The sequence below is a fragment of the Arthrobacter sp. SAFR-044 genome (genome assembly GCF_051965175.1).
Classification (GTDB): Bacteria; Actinomycetota; Actinomycetes; order Actinomycetales; family Micrococcaceae; genus Arthrobacter.
This window is the reverse complement of the sequence record NZ_JBQCMK010000002.1, coordinates 415,219-438,649: the sequence shown is the minus strand read 5'-3', so window position 1 is coordinate 438,649 and position 23,431 is coordinate 415,219. Positions and strand designations below refer to the sequence as shown.

At 67.3% G+C, this 23,431-nt stretch carries 18 protein-coding genes; 11 read left to right on the top strand and 7 right to left on the bottom strand.

The genetic code is table 11. From position 1 onward, the window contains the following. Positions 1-76 precede the first annotated feature (76 nt). A complete protein-coding gene (cobA, locus tag ACTHQS_RS04780; protein WP_440166526.1) occupies positions 77-1,339 on the top strand; it encodes a uroporphyrinogen-III C-methyltransferase in 1,263 nt (420 codons plus the stop codon). An 87-nt stretch (positions 1,340-1,426) separates the two neighbouring features. After that, positions 1,427-2,893 carry an FAD-dependent oxidoreductase gene (locus ACTHQS_RS04775; RefSeq protein WP_440166524.1) on the top strand — a complete coding sequence of 489 codons (1,467 nt, stop codon included), beginning with the start codon at positions 1,427-1,429 and terminating at the stop codon, positions 2,891-2,893. 69 nt (positions 2,894-2,962) lie between these two features. Here the strand turns inward: ACTHQS_RS04775 and ACTHQS_RS04770 are convergent, their stop codons facing one another. The 3 genes from ACTHQS_RS04770 to ACTHQS_RS04760 are packed head-to-tail and all read right to left on the bottom strand — an operon-like array spanning position 2,963 to position 5,330. After that, a complete protein-coding gene (locus ACTHQS_RS04770; RefSeq protein WP_440166522.1) occupies positions 2,963-4,180 on the bottom strand; it encodes an SRPBCC family protein in 1,218 nt (405 codons plus the stop codon). Positions 4,181-4,208: 28 nt separating this feature from the next. After that, positions 4,209-5,036: a DUF1206 domain-containing protein gene (locus ACTHQS_RS04765; RefSeq protein ID WP_440166520.1), complete on the bottom strand. Its 828-nt coding sequence runs from the start codon at positions 5,034-5,036 to the stop codon at positions 4,209-4,211. Between the two features lie 3 nt (positions 5,037-5,039). After that, a complete protein-coding gene (locus tag ACTHQS_RS04760; protein ID WP_440166519.1) occupies positions 5,040-5,330 on the bottom strand; it encodes a hypothetical protein in 291 nt (96 codons plus the stop codon). Positions 5,331-5,486: 156 nt separating this feature from the next. Between ACTHQS_RS04760 and ACTHQS_RS04755 the strand changes: the two genes are divergently transcribed. Next, on the top strand, positions 5,487-6,026 hold the full coding sequence (locus ACTHQS_RS04755) for a hypothetical protein (protein ID WP_440166517.1): 540 nt from the start codon (positions 5,487-5,489) through the stop codon (positions 6,024-6,026). Positions 6,027-6,101: 75 nt separating this feature from the next. Here ACTHQS_RS04755 and ACTHQS_RS04750 read toward each other — a convergent pair whose 3' ends face one another. From ACTHQS_RS04750 to ACTHQS_RS04740, 3 genes are all read right to left on the bottom strand, one after another. After that, on the bottom strand, positions 6,102-7,349 hold the full coding sequence (locus ACTHQS_RS04750; protein ID WP_440166515.1) for an AI-2E family transporter: 1,248 nt from the start codon (positions 7,347-7,349) through the stop codon (positions 6,102-6,104). A 134-nt stretch (positions 7,350-7,483) separates the two neighbouring features. Next, on the bottom strand, positions 7,484-8,164 hold the full coding sequence (locus ACTHQS_RS04745; RefSeq protein WP_440166513.1) for a FadR/GntR family transcriptional regulator: 681 nt from the start codon (positions 8,162-8,164) through the stop codon (positions 7,484-7,486). A 4-nt stretch (positions 8,165-8,168) separates the two neighbouring features. After that, positions 8,169-9,443 (bottom strand): MFS transporter, encoded by a 1,275-nt coding sequence (locus tag ACTHQS_RS04740; protein WP_440166511.1) that lies wholly within the window; start codon positions 9,441-9,443, stop codon positions 8,169-8,171. A gap of 136 nt (positions 9,444-9,579) precedes the next feature. Here ACTHQS_RS04740 and ACTHQS_RS04735 point away from each other — a divergent pair, with 136 nt between their 5' ends. After that, on the top strand, positions 9,580-11,169 hold the full coding sequence (locus ACTHQS_RS04735) for a CYTH and CHAD domain-containing protein (protein ID WP_440166510.1): 1,590 nt from the start codon (positions 9,580-9,582) through the stop codon (positions 11,167-11,169). Positions 11,170-11,190: 21 nt separating this feature from the next. Here the strand turns inward: ACTHQS_RS04735 and ACTHQS_RS04730 are convergent, their stop codons facing one another. Then, on the bottom strand, positions 11,191-12,627 hold the full coding sequence (locus tag ACTHQS_RS04730; RefSeq protein ID WP_440166508.1) for a PucR family transcriptional regulator: 1,437 nt from the start codon (positions 12,625-12,627) through the stop codon (positions 11,191-11,193). Positions 12,628-12,795: 168 nt separating this feature from the next. On the opposite strand from ACTHQS_RS04730, the gene ACTHQS_RS04725 reads away from it, so the two are divergent. From ACTHQS_RS04725 to ACTHQS_RS04695, 7 genes are all read left to right on the top strand, one after another. Next, positions 12,796-14,226 carry an aminobutyraldehyde dehydrogenase gene (locus ACTHQS_RS04725; RefSeq protein ID WP_440166506.1) on the top strand — a complete coding sequence of 477 codons (1,431 nt, stop codon included), beginning with the start codon at positions 12,796-12,798 and terminating at the stop codon, positions 14,224-14,226. Between the two features lie 56 nt (positions 14,227-14,282). After that, positions 14,283-15,653, top strand: coding sequence for a 4-aminobutyrate--2-oxoglutarate transaminase (gene gabT, locus ACTHQS_RS04720; protein ID WP_440166504.1), 1,371 nt, complete (start codon positions 14,283-14,285; stop codon positions 15,651-15,653). 530 nt (positions 15,654-16,183) lie between these two features. Next, the gene (locus tag ACTHQS_RS04715; protein WP_440166502.1) at positions 16,184-16,684 is read left to right on the top strand and encodes a hypothetical protein; all 501 of its coding nucleotides are present in this window, start codon (positions 16,184-16,186) and stop codon (positions 16,682-16,684) included. Positions 16,685-16,687: 3 nt separating this feature from the next. Beyond that, a complete protein-coding gene (locus ACTHQS_RS04710; RefSeq protein ID WP_440166500.1) occupies positions 16,688-18,028 on the top strand; it encodes a glycosyltransferase family 2 protein in 1,341 nt (446 codons plus the stop codon). Positions 18,029-18,050: 22 nt separating this feature from the next. Beyond that, positions 18,051-19,832 carry a polysaccharide deacetylase family protein gene (locus ACTHQS_RS04705; protein ID WP_440166498.1) on the top strand — a complete coding sequence of 594 codons (1,782 nt, stop codon included), beginning with the start codon at positions 18,051-18,053 and terminating at the stop codon, positions 19,830-19,832. A 55-nt stretch (positions 19,833-19,887) separates the two neighbouring features. Next, entirely contained in the window at positions 19,888-21,675 is a 1,788-nt protein-coding gene (locus tag ACTHQS_RS04700) for a polysaccharide deacetylase family protein (RefSeq protein WP_440166496.1), read from the top strand. A gap of 37 nt (positions 21,676-21,712) precedes the next feature. Further along, entirely contained in the window at positions 21,713-23,395 is a 1,683-nt protein-coding gene (locus tag ACTHQS_RS04695; protein WP_440166494.1) for an endo-1,4-beta-xylanase, read from the top strand. The last annotated feature ends 36 nt before the right edge of the window (positions 23,396-23,431 follow it).

Here is a 23,431-nt window from a genome sequence, read left to right as displayed (position 1 = left end):
GACGCAGCGTTACCTTACGTGAACTGGTGTTGCTGACCCTTTGTGGGCCAATGTGACGCCGCCCTACCGTTGATTCATGGCAATTCAGGACATATACCCCACGGCGCTGCGGCTGCTCGGCCGCCCCGTGCTGGTGGTGGGCGGCGGCCCCGTTGCAGCCCGCCGCGCCAAGGGACTGCTCGACGCCGGTGCCGTGGTGACCGTCGTGGCTCCGGTTGCCTCGCCTGCGCTGCGGGAGATGGCCGACGCCGGCCTGGTCACCTGGGAAGCGCGGCCCTACCGCTCCAGCGACATCGACGGCGTCTGGTTCGTCCAGACCGCAACCGGCGCACCGGAGGTGGACGCCCAGGTGTCGGCCGACGCCGAGGGCCAGCGGGTGTGGTGCGTCAACGCCTCCAACCATGAAGCTTCCGCCGCCTGGACACCCGCTGTGGCCGTGGTGGATGACGTCAAGATCGCCGTCAACGCCGGGGGAGACCCGCGCCGTGCCATGGCCGTCCGCGACGCCGTCGCCACCGCCCTCGAAACCGGAGACCTTCCCCTGCGCCGCCGCCGCGCGCACCAGGGAAGCGTGGCGCTGGTTGGTGGCGGTCCCGGCGATACCGGCCTCATCACGGTCAAGGGCCGCCGTCTCCTGGGCCAGGCCGACGTCGTCGTCGCTGACCGCCTGGGCCCCCGCGAACTGCTGAACGAACTGGCCCCCGACGTCCGCGTCATCGAAGTGGGCAAGACCCCCGGCCACCACCCCGTGCCGCAGGCCGAAATCAACCGCGTCCTGGTGGAGGAAGCCCTCAACGGCCACCGCGTGGTCCGGCTCAAGGGCGGCGACCCGTACGTCCTGGGACGCGGCGGCGAGGAAGCCGAGTACTGCCGGCAGCACGGCGTCGAGGTTGAGGTGGTCTCCGGCGTAACATCTGCCATCTCGGTACCCGCAGCAGCAGGCATTCCCGTCACCCACCGCGGCCTGGCCAAGGGCTTCAGCGTGGTCACCGGCCACGAGGAACTCTCCGAGGTTCCTGCCCGGGCAGATCACACCATCGTCCTGCTCATGGGAGTGGGCCAGCTCCGCGAATCCGCGTCCGCGCTGGGCGAAGCCGGCCTCCCCAGCGACACCCCTGTTGGTATCGTGGAAAACGGCTATTTGCCGGACCAGCGCGTCACCATCGGCACGCTCGGTTCCATCGCCGACCAGGCCCAGGCGGCCGGCGTCGCAAATCCTGCCGTGATTGTCATCGGTGACGTGGTGCGCGTGAGCCCGTTCGCGCCGTCGCACTTCAAAACCGCTGACTACAGCACCACCACCCCGAACCGCCCCCGCAAGACCGCCCTCACCACCTGAAACCCATCGATTGCTCCGTATCGGCCGTTATGAGCCTTCAAAACGACAAGTACTCAGCAATAGATGCAGAAGAAAAGGAACACAGCCGTGTCATCCAGCACAACCGTAGGATCTGCTGCGCGTCCGCTGCGCGTCGCCGTCGTGGGCTCCGGCCCGGCCGGTGTCTACGCCGCCGACATCCTCACCAAGAGCGAAGCCGTCAAGAGCGGCGAGCTGACCGTCAGCATCGACCTCTTTGACCGCTACCCGGCACCCTACGGCCTGATCCGCTACGGCGTGGCCCCGGACCACCCCCGCATCAAGGGCATCGTCAACGCCCTGCACAAGGTGCTGGACCGCGGCGACATCCGCTTCTTCGGCAACGTCGACTACGGCACGGACCTCACCATCGAGGACCTCCGCAAGCACTACGACGCCGTCATCTTCGCCACCGGCGCCATCAAGGATGCGGACCTGAACATCCCCGGCGTCGAGCTGGAGGGCTCCTTCGGCGGCGCCGACTTCGTCTCCTGGTACGACGGACACCCGGACGTGCCCCGCGAGTGGCCCCTGGACGCCAAGGAAATCGCCGTCATCGGCAACGGCAACGTGGCCTTGGACGTGGCCCGTGTCCTGTCCAAGCACGCGGACGACCTGCTGGTCACCGAAATCCCTGACAACGTCTACGCCGGCCTGAAGGCATCGCCCGTCACCGACGTGCACGTCTTTGGCCGCCGCGGCCCCGCCCAGGTTAAGTTCACCCCGCTGGAGCTGCGCGAGCTGTCCCATTCCAAGGACGTGGACATCATCCTGTACCCGGAGGACTTCGAGTTCGACGAGGAATCGGACCGCCAGATCCAGACGAACAACCAGACCAAGACCATGGTGGGCACCCTCACCAACTGGATCGCCGAGCAGCCCGAGGACCTTTCGGAGCTCAAGGCCTCCCGCCGGCTGCACCTGCACTTCCTGCACAGCCCGGTGGAGATTTACGACGACGCCGAAACGCCGGGCAAGGTGGCCGGCATGAAGTTCGAGCGCACTGAGCTGGACGGCACCGGCAACGCCCGCGGCACCGGCGAGTACGTGGACTACCCGGTGCAGGCCGTCTACCGCGCCATCGGCTACTTCGGCTCCGCCCTGCCGGACGTCGAGTTCGACCACAAGAAGGGCGTGGTAACGAACGACGGCGGCCGCGTCCTGGATGCCGACGGCCAGCACGTGCCGGGCCTCTACGCCACCGGCTGGATCAAGCGCGGACCGGTGGGCCTGATCGGCCACACCAAGGGTGACGCCCTGGAGACCGTCACGTACCTGCTGGAAGACCGCGCAAACCTTCCGGTCGCCGAGGCACCCGCAGAGGACGCCGTCACCGAACTCCTCGACGCGCGCGGCGTGAAGTTCACCAGCTGGGAAGGCTGGCTGGCGCTGGACGCCCACGAGCTGGCCCTCGGCGCTGCAGCCACCGACGCCGGCGGCTCCCACGGCGTCGAGGTCAAGCGTGAGCGCATCAAGGTGGTGCCGCGCGAGGACATGGTTGACATCTCCCGCGACGGCGTAGCCGCCCAGGTCTAGGCCTAAGGCAGGAACATAAAGCAGGAACCGCGGGCCCCGCGGTTCCTGCTTCCATTTAACCCGGCTGCGCTATTTACCTGCCCCGCCGATGGCCATGAGCTCCAGGCGCCGGAGGGTCTCGCGGTTGCGTGCTGAAATGATCCGGTCGCGCAGGAACTTGGGCATCAGCTTGCCGGGCCCGTGGATGGCGTCCTCGGCAATGGTCACCAGGCACTGGTTGCCCCGGTCCTCCAGCTTGATTTCCACTTTGGCCTCGCCCATGGGCCAGCCCCGGGCGACAAGGTCCAGTGAACGGCCGGGCTCCACGGCGGTGACGCGGGTGCTGTCGTCGATCACGAACGGCCAGGCACCCACGGAGTGGTGCAGGTTGGCTCCCACCCGGGGCCACTCGGCGTCCACATCCCTGATCCGGGACGCGCCCACCACCCAGCCCGAATAGAGCCAGCCGTCGGCGATGACGCGCCAGGCGTCTGCCGAGGGGGAGTTGAACAGCAGCGAGACGGTGGACATAAACTTCCTTCCGGTTGCGGTTGTGCTTTCCTGAAGCGGGTGGTCTTCGGGTGCGCGGCCGGGTTCCGGGACGCGTCCGACGGCGGGAGGTGCGGGCCGCCGTGCGGCCCGGTAGGACGGCTTCCGCAGGCGCCGGGTCCATCCATACGCTTCAGCCCCGGGCGGCTGGTGCTCCAGGGGATCGAAACGCACAGGGATGTCGGCAGGGTTCTTACCGGCGTGCAGCCGCAGTTCCCCGCACTCCTGCCAGCGGCCGCCCGGCGTGGCCCAGTGCAGACCCAGGACCCATTCCCCGGACGCCAGCGAACCCGGCGGAAGGCTCCGCGTCCGCAGGCCCAGCAGTATAGGCCCCCGCCGGCCGCGGTACGGCATGAGCGTGGTCATGGAGGCTTCCGCCACATCCCGGCGCGGCATCAGCAGGTACCGGCCCGGCAGGCCCCACCCGGTGGAGGCAAGCAGGACGTCCGCGGGCCCGTCGGCATCCGGTCCGGTGGGCGAAACCCGCAGGGCCAGGCCCAGGATGTCCGGCAGTGCCTGCGGCAGCCCCACGGACCGGGAGAAGCGGGCCACCACCTGGTCCGCTCCGGCAGAGTCCAGCCAGTCAATGCCGCTGGGTCCGGCAGGGTTGCCGGTCCTGGCCAGTGTTCCGGCCAGGCCCAGTCCCTCCGGATGGATGGGGCGGCCGGGCCTGGCCAGTTTCAGGAGGCGGAAGAGGGCAGCGAAGGCCTGGCCGGCACTCCCGGTGACGGCGGAACCAACGCGCAGCTGCTGGGTCATACTTCCTTCCTACCCACAAACCCCTGGACTACATGCGGCCAAACCGGGCCCTGATCAGTGCGAAGATCCCGTAGGCGATGAACCCGGCACCGATCGCCACCAGCAGGGTGGGCCCGAAAGGGTGGTCCTGCAGGGCCTTGAGGCTGCCGTCAAGCCCGGTGGATTCGTCGGGCCGGTGCTTGGCGGCGGCGATGATGAACAGCAGCCCGGTAAGGTCCAGGGCAATCCCCTTGGCCACGTGGCCGGTGACGCCCAGGGTGTCGATGAGCCGGCCGCGCCGGGTGCCCTCGAAATGGTACAGCTCCTCCTTGAACCCGCGCCTGAGTCCTTTGACCACGAAGTAGATGCCGATGCCAAGGATGGTCAGCCCCAGCGCGACTAGGACCCACGGCCCAACCGGGTTGTCCATCAGGCTGGCACTGAAGTCCCGGGTGTTGTCACCCGAGTCGCTCCGCTGCCCCAGGGCAAACCCCGCGAAGGTCACGCCCACACTGCCGTACGCGATGGCCAGGAAACCTGAGGAGATGAGTTTGGCGACCCGTTCCTTGTGGGGTTCGCCGCGCATGCGAAGCGTCGCCTCGCTGGCCTGCCACAGCGCAAGGCCGAAGCAGGCCACCACGCACAGCCACATGACGGCCGGACCCCAGGGGTTGTCCGCCAGCCGGGCGATGGCGCCGGTGGGCTCCGCCTCGCCAGGCTGCCCGAACGCGATGGCAATGGCAATGGACCCGATGATGATGTGGAGCAGCGCCATGACGGCAAACCCGGCGCGGGCCAGGACATCCAGGACCTTGTGGTTGGATGCCTCCTCGACAGCATCGGCTGCCTGGCTGAGGGTGGATTCGCCGTCGGACATCTCTTAGCCGTTCATGGGACCTTCGGCCCGCAGCTTCTCTGCACCCGGTCCCTCCACGTGCACGGTGCAGCGGACCACCAGTTGGCCGGGAGCGTTGTCCAGCTCCACCAGGGAATCATCCGCGCTGAGGACGGTGAACACCTCTGACCCTGCGACAACGTCCACGCCCTTGGCCTTTGCCGTTTCCCGCGCGTTCCGCAGCGCCTCACGCTCCAGTCCGTCCACGTAGCCGCTGTCACTTTCACGCGCCGGGTCTCCGAAGGCCCAGCCGAACAATGTCCCTGTATTTCCCATGTCGACGATATTACGCGGTTGCCCCTCTCCGGGACGGGCTTTCGTAATATTAGTAAGTGTGCTTACCATGGGCGGACCATACCTCGAAGGAACACGGCAAGTGAAGTCCGCGGCAGCGGCAACCGGAACCAGTTCACAACGTTAGGAATGCACATCATGGCAGGAAATCTCATTGCCCGTTCAGTTCACGACCTGACGGCAGCAGCATGGTTTGGTGGATCCCTGATGGGCGCCATCGGGCTCAACGGCGCGGCGGCGCAGGCCAAGGACCCCGCCGAGCGCACCCGGCTTTCCAGCGCCGGCTGGATGAAGTGGGCGCCGTTCCAGACCGCAGCCTTTGCCTCCCACCTGGCGGCGGACCTCGCCATTGCCTGGGAGAACAAGGGCCGCATCGCCAAGCAGGAGGGCGTTGCCCGCGACACCGTCATCAAGACTGCCGTGACAGTGGTGGGCGCCGCGGTGACGCTGTACTCGGGCATTGTGGGCAAGAAGGTGGAGAAGCTGGCCGGTGAAGGTGCCGAAGGTGCCACCGAGCCGCACGGCGCAGCCTCGGACGAGCTGAAGGCAGCCCAGCAGCAGCTCAAGCTCCTGCAGTGGGCCATCCCCGGCTTCGCTGCCCTGGTGATCATCCTCGGTGCCAAGCATGGCGAGATGCAGCGTCCCAAGAACGTGTTTGCGGGCCTGCGCGGCGAGTAGCCAAGCGGCCAGGACACAGCGGACGACGGCGGCCCGGCACCAAAGTGCCGGGCCGCTGCTGTGTCCGGTGGATGGCTAGACCGGCTGGGTGTTGGCCGGCGTCAGGTCCGGGTTCATGTCTTTCAGGTCGGGGTCTTCTGCTGTCCATACCTGGATGATGGCCCAGGCTACCGCTGCCAGCGGCACGGACAGCACCGCGCCCACGATCCCGGCCAGGATAGTGCCGGCAGTCAGTGCCATCAGGATCACCAGCGCATGGAGCTGCAGCGACTTGCCCATGACGATTGGCTGCAGCAGGTCGCCCTCAAGCTGGTTGACGGCGATGACCACGGCCACCACGATCAGTGCCACCACCGGCCCGTTGGCCATCAGGGCCACCAGCGCTGCGAGGATACCCGCGATCGTGGCGCCCACCAGCGGGATGAACGCGGTGATGAAAACAATGATGGCGAGTGGAATGGCCAGCGGAACCTGCATGATCAGCAGTGCAGCGCCGATGGCCACGGTGTCCACCAGGGCCACGATCGCGGTGCCGCGAACGTAGCCGCCGAGGACCTCGAGGGTGCGGCGGCCTGCCCGGCGCAGCTTGGCCTCGCGCTGCCCCGAGAAGGGGCGGAGGAAGAAATTCCAGATCTTGGCGCCGTCCTTGAGGAAGAAGAACAGAATGACCACCATGAGGCTGGCGCCGGCGATGAACTCGGTGACAACGGACAGCCCGGTGACGGCGCCGGAGCGGACCTGGCTGCTGGTGGCGAACTGCATTACGGCTTCCCGAGCCTGGTCGAGCTGCCCCTGTTCAATGGGAATGGGTCCCGTCAGCAGGAACTTCTCCAGCTCGTCGAGGCCGGATGACGCCTGCGCCGCAAGCTCGCCCCATTGGTTCCGCACGGAGAAGTAGATCACGGTGGAGACGCCGCCCAGGATCACCAGCAAGGCGACGAAGGCAAGCCCGGTGGCCAGGCCGCCGGGTATCCCGCGGCGGCGGAGCATGTTCACGAAGGGGCCGATCGCTGCGGCCAGGATCAGGGCGATCAGGAGCGGGATCACCAGGAGCTTGATCTGCATCAGGGCGAAGACGGATACCGCGACGACCGTCAGGACCAGCAGGACCTGCGCTGCGCGGGTGCCCACCCTGCCCAGGCCGTCCGCCCAGAGAGCGCCCGGCGTCCTCGGTTCCTTCACCGCCGGTGTCGCTGCCTTTCGGGGCGCGGCATCGGAGGGTTGCTGCGCGTCCGGCGTGCGGGCCTCGGATTCGGGCCAGCGGGCCTCGGATTCGGGCCAGCGGGCCCGTTGCTGGTCGGTGGGGCGTGCTGGTCGTGCCATGGGGGCTCCTCAATCGTCAGGGCGCCGGGGCCGGGACCGGCACGGCGGACGTACCCCTGCCTGATAGTAAGCCTACTGACTGATATGGCCGGGAGTAACCGGCATGCGCCGCCACGCGGAGTTTCCGGGCGGCGCTATTCCGCCAGCCACTCCGCGCACGAGTTCAGGTTCCGGTTCACGCTGGCCACGGCAGCGTCTTCGTCCCGCTGCGTGATGGCATCGAGCAGCGTCTCGTGGCCGTCCCGGGGGAGTCCGTTGAAGCCCGGCCGGCGATGCTGCGTGAGCAGGTCCTGGTGGAACACGGTTCCGAAGCTGGCATAGAGTTCGTGCAGCAGCGGGTTGCCGGACGCGCGGGCGACGCCTTCGTGGAAGCTCCAGTCCGCGTCCGCCCAGGCCTCGAAGTCGCCCTTGTTCCAGGCCGCGTCCCGGGTGGCGAGGAGGGCACGCAGGGAGGCGACGTCGTCGTCCGTGGCATTGCGCGCGGCCAGCCGGGCAGCCTGGGTGTCCAGGCCCAGCCGGACCTCCAGGATGTGCTGCTCGGTGTGGTCCTGGTACATCCGGCGGGCGGCGCCGGACATCTCGCTGGTGGCGCGCACGTAGGTGCCGTCCCCCCGCCGCACCTCCAGCATCCCGCCGTGGGCAAGGGCTTTGACCGCTTCGCGGAGGGTGCCGCGGGAAACCCCCAGCCTGGCCATGAGCTCAGGTTCGGACGGGATCCGCTGGTTCAGCGGCCACTCGCCGGAGTGGACCATGCCCCGCAGCTTGGCCGTGACCTCGGCCGCGAGCGGCGGACGGACGGATGGGCTCAGGGTCATGGGATTACTTCCTCTCCGCGGGTTTGCCGGACATCGCAGGGCCGGTGATCAGGTGGGACACCACGATCTGGACCAGGGCCAGTGCCAGCAGCAGCACCAGCGGCAGGGACCAGCCTCCGGTGGCGCTGTGCAGCAGGCCCATGCCGAACGGGCCCGCGGTGGCCAGCAGGTAACCGGAGGACTGGGCCAGGGTGGACAGCGCGGTGGTCTCGGCGGTGCTGGTGCCGCTGCGGCTGATCATCACCATGACCAGCGGGAAGATGCCCAGGCCGAAGCCCAGCAGGACAGCGGGGACGGCCGCCAGTCCCACGGGGAGGAACAGCAGCGCCGCAATTCCCACGGCCATGGTGATGCTCACCAGGTAGAACGCGGGACGGAGCATCCGGGGCCGGGCGCCGATGGCGATCAGCACCATGCCCGCGGGGACGGAGACCAGCTGCATGAGGCCGAACAACAGCCCGCTGTCCGAGGCGCTGACGCCCATGGTGGTGAGCATGTAGGGGAACCAGCTCAAGAGGGCGTACGCCAGCAGGGCCTGCAGGGTGAAGATCGCGGTGAGGAGCTGCCCCTTGCGGGTCCGCAGCAGCTGCCACGGCGACACATGGCCGGCTGTGGTCCGGACCGTATGGCGGTGGGCATGCAGTGCCACGGGCAGGAAGCCCAGGAATGCAGCCACGGCGGCGATGCCCACGGCGCCCACCGCGGCGGACGGGGAACCCAGGGCCTGTGCCAGCGGGACCACTGCGACGGAGGTCAGGGTGCCGCCGGTGGTCATGGTCACCGTGTAGACGGCGGTCATCAGCGACGTCCGGGAGGCGAAGTGCTCGCGGATGAAGGACGGCATGGCCACGTTGCAGACGGCCAGCCCGGACATGCCCACCACGCTGCCGGCTACCAGCATGCCGGTGGCCGGGATGCCGCGCAGCAGGAGCCCGCCGGCCAGCAGCGCCAGTGACAGCAGGATTGCCTTCTCCACACCGATCCTGCCGGTCAGCCAGGATGTGGCGGCACCGGCAACAGCGAAACAGAGGGTGGGAATCGACGGAATGATGGATGCCACGAGCACCCCGTAGCCCAGCACGGCCTGGAGGTCGTGCAGCAGCGCGGACGCGCCCGTGATGCCTGCGCGCAGGTTCAGCCCGATCAGCACCAACGCGATGACAGCGAAGACGACGGCGGAGCGTGGCCTGGCAGCTGGGGTGCCGGTTGCCGGGGTGGCGGCCACCGCGGCGGGTGCCTGGGCTGTTGCGGGCGCGGAAGAGGGGGGAGTTGCGGGCATACCTTCCACCGTAAAGGTTAGACGTTTGATGTTTGCGCTTTTGTGGCCAACCTCTCCGTGTTTCCAGAGCCTGCAATAGACTGCCAACGGATTGTCAGAGGGCCTGGCGCGGACCAGGTGGTGCGGAAGGACGGCTGTGGAGGCTTCCCGGGGACTCGAGATTGAGCAGAAGTACGACGTCGGCGCCGGCGCCGTGGTGCCGCCCCTGGAGCAGGCCGCGGGGGTGGCCCGGACCGGCAAGCCGCACACGGACCTGCTTGAGGCCATTTACTTTGATACCCCCGGCCATGCCCTGGCCGCGCGCCGCATTACGCTCCGCCGCCGCACCGGCGGTAAGGACGCCGGCTGGCACCTGAAGCTGCCGCCCCAGGTGCCGGTACCCGGGGAAGGCCCGCAGCAGCGGACGGAACTGCGCGCCCCCCTGGGCCGGCCCGACGTCGTCCCGGACGCCCTGCTGGCCCACCTTCATGCCTATCTTCGGGGCGCCGTCCCGGTGCCGGTGGTTCGCCTGGAAACCCGGCGCACCACGTACCCCTTGTATGGGGACGACGGCGTCCACCTGGCCGACCTCGCCGATGACGTCGTCGCCGCAGTGCGGCTGCAGGAGGGACACCCCGATGAGGCGACGCGGCAGGAATGGCGCGAATGGGAGCTGGAACTGGTCCACGGAAGTCCGGACCTTTTCGGCCCCGTGGAGGAACTGCTCGCCGCCGCCGGCGCCCGGCCCGCAGGGCACGCCTCCAAGCTGGCGCGCGCGCTGGGCCCTGACACTAAAGCGGGAAAGCGGGCCGCCGCCGGGGAGGCTGCTGCCGACGACGAAAGCACCCCCGCACTCCTGTCCGGCAAGCGGGCTCCGGCCGCCGCCGTCGTCACCGTTTATGTGGGCGCCCAGATCGACCAGATGCTGGCCAGCGACCCCGCTGTCCGGGGGGAGGAGCCCGAGGCGGTGCACAACATGCGCTCCGCCACACGCCGCATCCGCTCGGTCCTGGCAGCGTACGCCAAGCTCTACCGGGCATCACCGGTGCGCAAACTGCGGGCCGAGCTGAAGTGGCTGGCCCAGCTGCTCGGGCAGCCGCGCGACGCCGAGGTCCTGCGGGCGCAGCTCGGTGAACAGCTGGGTGGACTGCTGCCCTCGGACGGGGTTAGCGGTGCCACGGCCACGGTGGAACAGCGCACCGGCGCGGACTACGACGCCGCGTACCGCCTCCTGCAGGAGGCCCTGGGCTCTAACCGCTATTTCCGGCTCCTGGACAAACTCGAGGATTTCCGTGACAACCCGCCAGTGCGCGCCGATGCGGTGGCGCCGGGACGGCGGGCGGCCGCAAAAGCAGTGGACAAGGCCGCCAAGCGGCTGCAGCGCTCGCGCAAAGCTGCCAAGCGCGCTCGGCGTGGCAAGGAACAGGAACTTGCCCTCCACCGCGTGCGCAAGGACGCCAAGCGGCTGCGCCACGTGGCTGAATCAGCGGTGCTGGTGCACGGCAAACGGGCGGGCAAGGTGGCCAAGGCCGCCCGCAGGCAGCAAAAGATCCTGGGCCAGTTCCAGGACGCAGTGGTGGCCCGCGACCTGCTGGCAGCCATCGCCGCGGACTACAGCGAACCCGTCACGGCAGGCATTTATGCGGAATTGCTCAACCAGCAGGAAGAGCGGATGCTGGCGGCCCAGGCCGGATACCGGAAGGCCTGGAAGAAGTCGCGCGACCTGTTGGGCCACGGCGTCCTCTGAGGCTAACCCGCCGCCGCCGGCCTACTTGCCCTGGCGGGCAGACAACCGGGCCACCGCCAGGGCCAGCCAGAGCTGCACCCGGTCCGCGGTCACGGCGGGGTCATACCCGGTGAGCTCGGTGATCTGCGCCAGCCGGTACCGGACCGTGTTGCGGTGCAGCGTGAGTTCCTCGGCCACCGCAGCCACCGAGCCGTTGTTGTTCAGGTAGCTCTCCAGCGTGGCCATCAGCTCCGACCCGTGCGCGGCGTCGAAGGAACGCAGGGGATTCAGGGACTCATGCGCCATATCGGCCAGGGGCACATCCTCGCTGGCCAGCAACAGCGACGTCAGGCTCAGCCGCTCCGGCTCGTTCACAGGCAGGCCGTGGCTGGCGGCATCGCGGGCCTCGAAGTAGCTCCAGCGCAGGCCGTTCGGTTTGGTGTACGCGCCGCCGATGCCAATCGTGGCGTGGATCCCCGCTTCGGCAAGGTGGTCGCTGAGCTTGCGTGCCAGCGCCGGCGCCGTCCCGCCGTCGTCATTGACCACCAACACCAGGTCCTTGCCCACGACGGCGGCAACGGCCTTCTCCAGTTCCTGCGGCACCGAGGTGCTCCCCAAGGCCTTTCCGTGGGCCGCCGAAACGGCCAGCAGCACCACGTTCTTGCGGGTGCTGTTCACGCCCACGCCGGCCAGGCGGCGCTGCGCCTCGCTGGTCTCCAGTGCCCCGTGGATCACGTCCTCCAGGACCTGCCCGCAGAGGGCGCGCTGGGCCTGGCGCTGCTTCACCATGTTGTTCAGCTCCACACTGATCAGGTTCTGCGCGTAGCCGATGATGCCGGTGTCCTCGAAGGGCTGGCGCACCCAGAGAGTGCAGGCGTCACGCCGCCCGGTGGGCACGGGGTAGCTGGACCAGGTGTCGGCCGTCGGCTGGGCCGTGCTGCTGCTGAACAGCTGCGCCGTGAACTGGGTGAGCGCCACGTCCGTGCGCAGCATGCCGCCCAGGTTCTTCAACAGCTCGGCCAGGCCGCCGCCTGTCAGCAGTGCCCGGGCCAGCACCTGATGCCCGGCGATCAGCCGTTCCAGCTTGGCGTAGTGGTCTGCCGACTGGGCATCCGCCACCAGCTTGGTGATGGCGATGAAGGGGGTCTCGTACGGCACTTCCACCACCGGCAGGCCCCAGCGGTTGGCCTCCGCGAGCAGGGCCGGCGGCACCGCCTCATGGGAAAGGCCCACGCCGAATCCGATTCCCACCGCCCCGGCCCGCTGCACCTGGCGCACAAAACGCCGCTGTTCAGGAGCGGAACGCAACCGCAGGCCGGTGGTGAGCACCAGCTCGCCTCCATTGAGGAAGCGCTGCGGATCCTCCAGTTCCGTGACGGCCACCCAGTTGATGTCCTGGTTCCAGGTAGTCTCCGCCACGCCCGCCTTGGACAGCTTCAGGGACGTCACGCCCACCAGGGCAGCAAGGGAAATGGCCATGAAGCAAGGATAAACGTGAGCTGGGCAACCGCACTAAACCTGTTTGGGAAGGGTGTGCAGGTGGCTATTCACCCCGCTTGGGCGCTGGCATAGGCTCAAGGCAGTTCCATCCATCCGTCCTGGTCTCCGCCCGGCCGCCGATGGCCCTTACGAAAGAGGTTGCACACCGTGGTCCAAACCTTGCAGAACTTCATCAACGGGAAGTTCGTCACCCCCGCCGGCACCACGCTGCTGGACGTGGTCAACCCCACCAATGGGGAAGTGGTGGCGCAGGCTCCCGTATCGGTGCAGGCGGACGTCGATGCCGCGATGGCTGCCGCCAAGGACGCCTTCAGGACCTGGAAGCATGTCACCCCCGGCCAGCGCCAGCTCATGCTGCTCAAGCTCGCCGACGCCATTGAGGCCAACAGCGACGAACTCGTCGAAGCCCAGCACCGCAACACCGGCCAGGTCCGCTCCCTCATCGCCTCCGAGGAAGTTGCCGCCGGCGCCGACCAGCTGCGCTTCTTCGCCGGTGCCGCCCGCATCCTGGAAGGCAAGTCCGCCGGCGAGTACTTCGAGGGCCACACCTCCTATGTCCGCCGCGAACCCATCGGCGTTGTGGCCCAGGTGGCGCCGTGGAACTACCCGTTCCTGATGGCCATCTGGAAGATCGGGCCCGCGCTCGCGGCCGGCAACACCGTTGTCCTGAAGCCCTCCGACACCACCCCCGAGTCCACCCTGGTCCTGGCCCGGCTGGCCGGTGACATCCTGCCTGCGGGCGTCCTGAACGTGGTGCTGGGCACCGGCGAAACCGGCGCCATGATGGTGGAGCACAAGGTCCCCGGCCTGGTATCCATCACGGGCTCTGTCCGCGCGGGAATCGCGGTGGCATCAGGCGCCGCCAAGGGCCTCAAGCGCGCCCACCTGGAACTGGGCGGCAAAGCTCCGGCCATCGTCTTCGCGGACGCCGACATCAAGAAGAGCGCAGCCGCCATCGCCGAGTTCGCGTTCTTCAACGCCGGCCAGGACTGCACGGCCATCACCCGGGTGCTGGTGCAGGACTCCGTGCACGACGACGTCGTGGCTGCCATGGTCGAGCACACCCGGACCCTGCGCACCGGCTCTCAGAACGACGAAGACAACTACTTCGGCCCGCTGAACAACGTGAACCACTTCAACGCCGTGACCTCGGTGGTGGAGAACCTGCCTGCCAACTGCCGGATCGAAACCGGCGGACACCGGGCAGGGGAGAAGGGCTACTTCTTCGAACCCACGATCATCACCGGCGCCAAGCAGACCGACGATGTGGTGCAGAAGGAAACGTTCGGCCCCGTCATCACCGTCCAGAAGTTCAGCACCGAAGAAGAAGCGGTGGCCCTGGCCAATGACGTGGACTACGCGCTGGCCTCCAGCGTCTGGACCACCAACCACGGCACCGCCATGCGGTTAAGCCGGGACCTGGACTTCGGCGCCGTCTGGATCAACACCCACATCCTCCTTACCGCCGAAATGCCGCACGGCGGCTTCAAGCAGTCCGGCTACGGCAAGGACCTCTCCATGTACGGCGTGGAGGACTACACGCGCATCAAGCACGTGATGTCCGCCCTCGACGCCTGACCATTTCCCCGCTGGTTGAGCTTGCCGAAACCCGGAATCGTAGAAAGAAAAGAACCATGACCACCACCGCAGCAGACATCACCTACCGCCTGGAGCAGAAGCGCAACGTCCAGGCCGACTTCCCGGGTCCCAAGTCCGTGGCACTGACCGAACGCCGCAAGTCCGTGGTGGCCGCCGGCGTCGCCTCCAGCGTCCCGGTCTACGTTGCAGACGCCGACGGCGGCATCATCCACGACGTCGACGGCAACTCCTTCATCGACCTGGGCTCAGGCATCGCCGTGACCAGCGTGGGTGCCTCCGACCCCGCCGTCGTTGGCGCCGTCAAGGAAGCCGTGGAGCACTTCACCCACACGTGCTTCATGGTCACCCCCTATGAGGGCTACGTGGCCGTTGCCGAGCAGCTGAACCGACTCACCCCGGGCGACCACGAAAAGCGCACCGTCCTGTTCAACTCCGGCGCCGAGGCAGTGGAAAACGCCGTCAAGGTGGCCCGCCTGGCAACCGGCCGGGACGCCGTCGTCGCCTTTGACCACGCCTACCACGGCCGCACCAACCTGACCATGGCGCTGACCGCCAAGGCCATGCCGTACAAGACCAACTTCGGCCCGTTCGCCCCCGAGGTCTACCGCATGCCCATGAGCTACCCGTACCGCGAGGAAAACCCCTCGATCACGGGCGCCGAGGCGGCCAAGCGCGCCATCACCATGATCGAGAAGCAGATCGGCGGCGACCAGGTTGCCGCGATCATCATCGAGCCCATCCAGGGTGAGGGCGGCTTCATCGTCCCGGCCGACGGTTTCCTGCCCGCGCTGGCCGCATGGGCCAAGGAGAAGGGCATCGTGTTCATCGCCGACGAGGTCCAGTCCGGCTTCTGCCGCACCGGTGAATGGTTCGCAGTGAACCACGAAGGCGTCGTCCCCGACATCATGACCATGGCCAAGGGCATCGCCGGCGGCATGCCGCTGTCCGCCATCACGGGCCGCGCCGACCTCCTGGACGCCGTGCACCCCGGTGGCCTGGGCGGCACCTACGGCGGCAACCCGGTGGCCTGCGCCGCAGCGCTGGCTTCCATCGGATCCATGGAGGAGTACGACCTGAACGGCCGCGCCCGCCACATCGAATCCATCGCCACCGCACGCCTGCGCGGGCTGCAGTCCGACTTGGCCGGTGCCGGCAACGCCGTGATCGGCGACGTCCGTGGCCGCGGTGCCATGCTCGCCGTCGAACTCGTCCAGGCAGGCTCCAAGGAGCCCAACCCGGAGCTGACCAAGGCTGTTGCCGCCGCCTGCCTGAAGGAAGGCGTCATCATCCTCACCTGCGGTACCTACGGCAACGTCATCCGCCTGCTGCCCCCGCTGGTCATCACCGACGAACTGCTGCTGGACGGACTGGACGTCCTGGCCGCCGCCATCAAGGCCAACGCCTGACAACAACCAAACCCGGTCCGCGAAAAAGGCAGCACCCTCAGGGTGCTGCCTTTTTTGCATTGCCTGGACGCAGCTTTGGGGGATACCTATGCCCCCGCGCCGGGCTGCGCGAACTACCCAATATCCCGTCCTGGCCGGCGGGCAGGCAGCGGTTCCCCCAAAATCCTTTCGGTAAGTAGCCCCAAGAATCTTTATTGAGTACCCGCTACTCGTGCCTGTCCCACGCACGGATACGTAGTTTTGACCTATAAACGGGTGTGCAGTGCGCGACGCCGATTGCCTCAGGCGCCACCTGCCACCCCACAGTAAGTCCGGAGCTGCTTTCGCGCTCCCATCCACGTCAGCTACAGGGTAATGACGCTGCCCTGCCTTGGCGCTGACGACAGGAACTTCCACCAACGACTGGTTATGGGCACACCAGCCGGCGACACCCCGCAGCCCAATGACGCACATCTTGCTCAAGACAGGGGGAAGGCGATGACGCGGCCTTCAACAATGACGCAAGCTTCAAGGGGAAACGGGGAAGCCCAGTGCTGACGCACCCCGGGTCCTTCGCCGTGCCTGCAGCCGCCACCTTTGGCAGGGACGGCGCCATGTTCGAAAGCCTGCTAAGTTTCGTGGCCCAGATGAGCCTGGTGCTCTGGGGCCTGGTCACCCTCACCGTGGTCATCCGCTTCCTGGGGATCCGGTTCTACCGCCGCGCCGCACGACGGGCCCTCGCCCGGATGGCGGCAGCGGGCACTGCCGTCCCCGCCATAGCAGTGGCGAGCATCGGCGCCCCCGTCACTGCCGCTTCCCGCACGGCTCCCGCTGACGCCGCGGCCACTGCCCGGACTGCCCGGACTGCCGGGACCGATGCCGAACCAGCCGAAACCCAGGCCGCCGCTGCCGTGATGCCGGCCGCCGTCGTGAGGCCGGCCATCGCCGTCGTACCTGCCATTGCGGCCGGGATCGACCTGGTCCAGCCTGCCAACGTCCCGCTGCCCGATGCCTTCACGATGGTGTTGGCAGCCAACTCCGCGGACGGATGAGCGATGGATATCGCGCTCCTGGTCTTCTGGCTGTTCGCGGGCGTCAGCATCCTTTACGTCGTGCACTTCGGCCTGTATCTGGCAGGCGCCAATTTCTATGACATCTGGCAGCAGCGGCGGAAAGGACTCCGGGGCTTCCGGCTTCCCGCCGCCTACGAGCCGGAGTGCGCTGCGAGCGCAACCTGGACGCGACGGGCCCTCCCCGAGGTGCCCGGGCTGGTCTCCATCGTCATTGCCGCCCACAACGAGGAAGCAGTGATCGTCCGGACGCTGGACTCCATCCGGTGCAGCACCTACCCTTCCTTCGAAGTCCTCGTGGCGGACGACGCCTCCGGTGACCTCACCGGCCGGCTGGTCCGCGACTACCAGCTGCGGCACCCCGGGATGAACCTGCGCCTCGTGCGAATGCACCGGAACGTGGGCAAGGGCGCCGCGCTCAACTCGGTGCTCCGCAGGTTCGCGCGCGGACAGTTCGTCATGACGCTCGACGCCGACTCGGTCATCCAGCCGGATGCCATCACCAACGCGCTGTGCTACTTCGACGACCCGTACGTGGCGGGTGTCGCTGCCAATGTCCAGATCATGGAGGAGACCACGGCACTGGGCATCCTGCAGCGGTTTGAGCACATGATCGGCTACCGGTCCAAGAAGCTCTATTCGCTGCTGAACTGCGAGTTTGTGGTGGGCGGGGTGGCCTCCACCTACCGGATGCGCGTGCTGCGCAAAGTGGACTTCTACGACACGGACACGGTGACCGAGGACATCGGCCTGAGTGCAAAGATCACCCACCTGGGTAACCGGCGCTTCCGCCTGGTCTACGGTGCCGACGTGGTGGCGAAAACCGAGGGCGTGCTCACATTCCGTGCCCTGGCCAAGCAGCGCTACCGCTGGAAGTACGGAAGCATCCAGAACCTGATCAAGTACCGCAGCATGACGTTCAACCCGAGCCGGCGGTACAGCCGCGCCTTGGCCTACTACCGGATGCCCATGGCCGTGCTGAGCGAGTTCACCCTGCTTGTCTCACCCCTGGCGTGGACGTACGCGGTCTATTGGTCACTGGCGACCTACACGCCGGCCCTGATCATCGGGTCCTACGCCACCATCACCGCCTACACGCTTCTGACGGTCCTGATGGATGAGAACCTGTCGCCGCGTGAACGCACCAGGCTGTGCCTGTACGCGCCCACCGCCTACTTCCTGTTCTACATCATGGACCTGGTGCAGCTGACGGCAGCGATCCGCTGCATCGCCCGCTCCCGCGGGTTGGTGCGGCGTCCGGCGATCAACACCTGGAGCTCTCCGCAGCGGTCCGGAGGCGTGGCGGTGGTAAGCCGTGCCGCCTAGGAACCGGAGGGTCCGCCGGGTATTGCTGAATCCGCTCGTGGTCATCTCGGTCCTGGTCCTCCTGATCACCGCCGCTTGGTTCGCGTATACGGGCAGGCTGGGCAACTTCGCCCAGGCACGGCCCGGGGCCAACCTGCTTCCGGCGCTCTTTCCCGCCCTGGCCGGACCTGCCGCGACACCCGGCCCGTCGCCGTCGGCCGGTTCTTCGGTGGCCCCATCAGGGGGCTGGACCGCCGGCCACAGCGCAGGCGCAAAAACGACCCTCGCGCTGGTCCCCGGGCAGATGGCCACCCAGGCGCTGAAACTCGACATCACGGAGTACGCCTCGGGCGACGTGACCCTCACCAGCCCACGCGTGGACCTGGCTCCCGGCAAGACCTACTTCTTCAAGGTGTTCACCACCACGGACACCGATTTCCGGCTCCTGGCCCGGAAGTACCACAAGGATGGCAGCACCACCCTGGAGCAGCTGCGAAACCCCGTGGAAAGGCCCGGCACCTCCGCGTTCACGGTGAGCGACGCGTTCAGCAGCGGCGAGACTGTCAGGGCGGTGGAGTACGTCTTCCGCTTCGCATCCGCGGGCACCGCCCGCCTGGAAGGTGCCTACCTTGAGGCAACGGACGACGTCCAGCTTCCGCCGCCGCCAGCGGCAGGCCCCAACGTGATCCCCAACCCGGGATTCGCCGGCATGCAGCCGAACCAGCCCGCCTTCTGGTCCCCCTATTCATCGGGGACCTCAACAGTGGAGTCAGGACGAGGCGAGGACGGTCGCGGCAGCTTCCTGTGGACCCGCATCGGCAACTATCAGAGCGGGGAGGCGAAGTGGCAGTACCAGCCCATCCCGGTGACCCCGGACCGCTACTTCAGGTTCGGCGCGGCCTACAAGTCGGACCGCGGGGTGGATGTGGTGGCCGAGTTCGAGCTCGCCGGTGGCGGACGCACGTTCCGGAACCTGGAGACCGTGCCGCCGGCGGGGGAATGGACCACCATCAGCGAGGCATTCCAGGTCCCGGCAGGCGCGGCCAACGCCATGGTCACCCTGGTTGCACATGGCAACGGCAGCACCGCCGTCCGCGACTATTCCCTTACGGACATCACCAAGCCGGGGCCTCTGCGGTGGAACCAGCCCATGGTTTCCATAACGTTCGACGACGGGTGGCAGTCAGTGTACGACCGGGCGCTGCCCCTCCTGGACAAGCACGGCTTCCGGTCCACCCAGTACGTCAACGCCAGCTCCATTGAGACGCCGGACTTCATCACGGGCGCGGAAGTCCAGCAGCTGCACCAGGCCGGACATGAAGTCGCCGCCCACGCCTACCAGCACGTCGACCTCACATCCCTGGGCACTGACCGGCTGGACCAGGAGCTGCGCAGGAGTGAGGAAGCGCTTGCCGCAGCGGGGCTCCCCACCGATGACCTGGCACCGCCGTACGGCCGCTCCGACGCCCAGGTGGACTGGTACGCGGCCAAGTACTTCAAGATCATGCGGGGGACGGACAACGGCATCAACACCAGGCAGAACATCAATCCGCATGACCTGAAAGTCCTGTACGTGACCGACGCAACCACTCAGGACACCGTGAAGGAAGCGCTTGCCGAGACATCCCGGTCCAACGGCTGGCTCATCCTGGTCTACCACCAGATTGCCAACCCCGATTCGTCGGGGACCCAGAAGAACACCATTGCGGCGGACAGGAGCACCATCACCAGCGACGTCCTCGCAACCCAGCTGCAGCTCATCGACGAAAGCGGCATCCAAGTGAAACCGGTCGCCCAGGCGTTCGAGCAGTTGCAGGGCCCGTGACCACCACCAGGCGGTGACACGCGGTGCCTTCGCCACCCGAAAGAAGGAGAAAGTCATGATCAAATCCAGATCCAGCCTGGTGCGGAGCCGCGCCAGGCTCCTGACCATCGGGGTAGCCGTGTGGGCCATAGCCGCCGCCCTGCTGTCCCCTGCGGCCGCGAACGCCGCCGTGGACAACCCTGCCCCAACTCCGCTCGTGTCCTTCACCTTCGACGACGGCATGCAGAATGCCCTGACCCAGGCTGCCCCCACACTTAAGAAGTACGGGCTCACCGGCACCAGTTACGTCATCACCAACTGTGTGGGGATGACGTCCGTGCCGAACACCTGCCGGGCCAACACCGACGTTCCGTATATGACCTGGGACCAGATCACACAGTTGCAAAACAGCTACGGCTGGGAGATCGGCTCGCACACCGTTGACCACCAGTGCCTCGTGAGCGTGGGCAACGACTGTCAGGCAACCAAGCTGACCGCCGCCCAGGTGGACGCCGAGCTGGCGAACAGCAGGGCCGTACTGGCAGCACACGGATTCAACGCCGGCGCCCTGGCCACGCCCTACGGAGACTACGACATGTCGGCGCTGGCCCGGATAGCGAAGTACTACAGCTCGATGCGCGGGTTTGCGGACGTGGGCAACAACATCTGGCCCCTCGGCGACCTGTTGCTCCACAACACGCCGGTGCAGGAAGTCACCACCCCGGTCGCCACGCTGAAGTTGAAGGTTGACGAGGCCATCGCCAATAAGACGTGGGCCATCTTCACCTTCCATGACATCAGGCCGTCGCCGAGCCAGACCCCGGATGACTACCAATACGGGACGGCTGAGCTGGACCAGCTGGCAGCGTACGTGCAGACCAAAGTGGCGGCCGGGCAGATCAGGAACGTCAACGTCAGCAAGGGCCTGGTCAACGGCAGCCCCAACATGCTTCCGAACCCGACGTTCAATAGCGGCATCGCCGACGGATGGCGGACCGACGCCCCCGCAGCAATCACAGCGGATTCCGGCAACAACGGCAGCTACCCCGATCCCGCCAAGTCCGTGAAGCTGGTCTCCGGATCCGCTGTGGGCCATCTGTTCTCGCCAAAGATTGCGGTTTCGGCGGCCAACAGCTATCTGTACAAGGCCTTCCTCAACGTCGCCGCGATCTCCTCCGGAGAAGTGGGCTTCTACGTGGACGAGTACAACGCGGCCGGGCAGTGGGTTTCCGGGCAGTTCCGCAAGCGGGAAAACAGCCGGTGGGTGGAGTCGATGAACTTCACCTATACGCCCAGCTCCACCAGCGTGGCGTCAGCCAGCCTGCAGGTCTACGTGACCGGCACGGGCATCACCGCTTACCTGGACAACATGCAGATGATGGCCCTTGGGGCGGCAACGCCTCCCACGCAGTCACCCAACCTCGTGGCCAACGGCACGTTCGACGCCGGCATCGGGTCGGGCTGGAGGACGGACTCGGCTTCCACAATCCTGGCTGACGCAGCCAGCCACGGGAGCCCGGCCAACCCGGTGAACTCGGTCAAGATGGCAGCCACCACGGCCAACAAACACCTGTTCTCGCCACAGGTGGCGGTCGCAGCCGGCAGCTACAAGATCGCCAGCTACCTCAACATCACGGCGCGGAACAGCGGTGAGATGGGCTTCTACATTGACGAATACAACTCCGCCGGGCAATGGGTCTCCGGGCAGTGGAAGCTCGGGGTCGCGGCCGGCGGCGTCACCAACGTGGACCTGACGTACTCACCGAGCAGCACCGCCGTGGCCAAGGCGAGCCTGCAGGTCATCGTCCAGGGCAACTCGGGACTGCAGGCGTACTTCGACGACGTCCGCTGGACCAAGTCGTAGCAGCACCACGTACTGGCAACAGGGGAGAGGACGAAGGATGGCCGGGCGCCCGCAGGCACTTACGGTGTTGCTGGTGTCCGCCCTCCTCGTCATCCTCGCATCCTGTTCCCCACCCAAGCCTGACGTGACGCTGGACCTGCTGCACGGGGACTGGCAGGACGTTCCCGGTGTCCGGGCCGGGAACGGGGCACTCCAGGTGACGCCCACCGCCAGGCGCATCGTGGAACAGAGCGGGGAAGGCGGCCAACCAAACCCTCCGCTCAACCTCGCCGGCACACACCTGGTGGTCGGCGGGGACTTTTCGCTCAGCGCAACGTTCGCGAACGTCACAGCGGACGCATCCTGGGCGCTGTACGACCGGCCGCCCGTCATCGCGGACGAGTTCCGCGTGGAGCCGGCGGGCCTGCGGCTTACCCTCCAGGGCAGCGACCTGAAGATCGCAGTCTTCGACGGGACGCAAAAAAAGGACGTGACCCAGCCGGTGCCCGTCCATGAAGAGCACGTAACCGTGAAAGACGCCGGCGCTCCGCTTACGGTGCGGCGCTCCGGCGATAGCCTGGCCGTCGCCAGCGGGAACGACGCTATTTCCTCACTCCCCCTCGGCAAGGTGTTTTCATCCGGGGAGCTGTGGCTGGGGTTTTCCAGCGATTCGGGTGACTTTGAGATCACCTCGCTTACGGCGGTTGCGCCGGGAAACGCCGGCCTGCGAACCTCGGGCGCCGCCGCAGCGGACGTCCAGCGGTCCAAGGATGGTCTGCAGGCGCTCGCCGCCAGGACCCGGCCGGACTTCCTGGTGGGCGCGGCTGTGGCACTGGGACCCCTCACCGGGGACGTTGACTATGCGCGGGTGTTCGTCGAAAACTTCGGCGCCCTCACCCCGGAAAACGCCATGAAGCCGCAGTTCCTCTCCCCGCAGCAGGGCGTGTATACCTTCGAAGAGGCTGACGCGATCCTGGCGATTGCCCAGAGCAAAGGCATGGCGGTCCACGGCCACACCATCGCCTTCACGGAGGCCATGCCCCGGTGGATGCAGGAGCTCCCCGCCGGCTCAGAAGCGGAGCGTCGGGCCAGTGCGGCCGCGCTGCTCGGCTACATCAGCACCGTGGTGACGCACTTCAAGGGGCGGCTGGCATCCCTCGACGTCGTCAATGAGCCGTTCGACGTCAACCAGGGCACCAGCATGCAGCAGAACATCTGGTACCGCGTCTTCGGCCCCGGCTATCCCGCCGTGGTCTCCAAGGCTGTCTACGCGGCCGACCCGGGCGTCAAGCAGTACATCAACGAGAACGGCGCCGACGTGCCCGGGCGGCGCCAGGACGCACTGCTCAAGCTCATCCTCGATACCAACGCGCAGGGCGGGCACATCTACGGCGCAGGCCTCCAGGCGCACGTATACGACCTCAAGACGGACGCCATCTCCGCCGATGACCTCACCCGCACACTCGACCGTTTCGGGGACGCCGGGCTGCACGTCCGCATCTCCGAGAACGACGTTACCGACGACCAGGGGACGGACGCCCAGGCGAAGCAGTACGCCACCGTGCTCGCCACCTGCCTGCGCTCGCGCACCTGCGTCTCCTACACCACCTGGGGAGTGGATGACCGCTACGACTGGTGGATCGACGACGGCGGGAGCCTGCAGCAGGGCCACGACCACCTGTTCAACGACGGGAAGCCGACCCCGGCGTACGACGCCGTAAAGCGCGCCCTGGGCGGCTGACGGACGGCCCCTGCCGTGGAAACGGGCTGGCGGGAA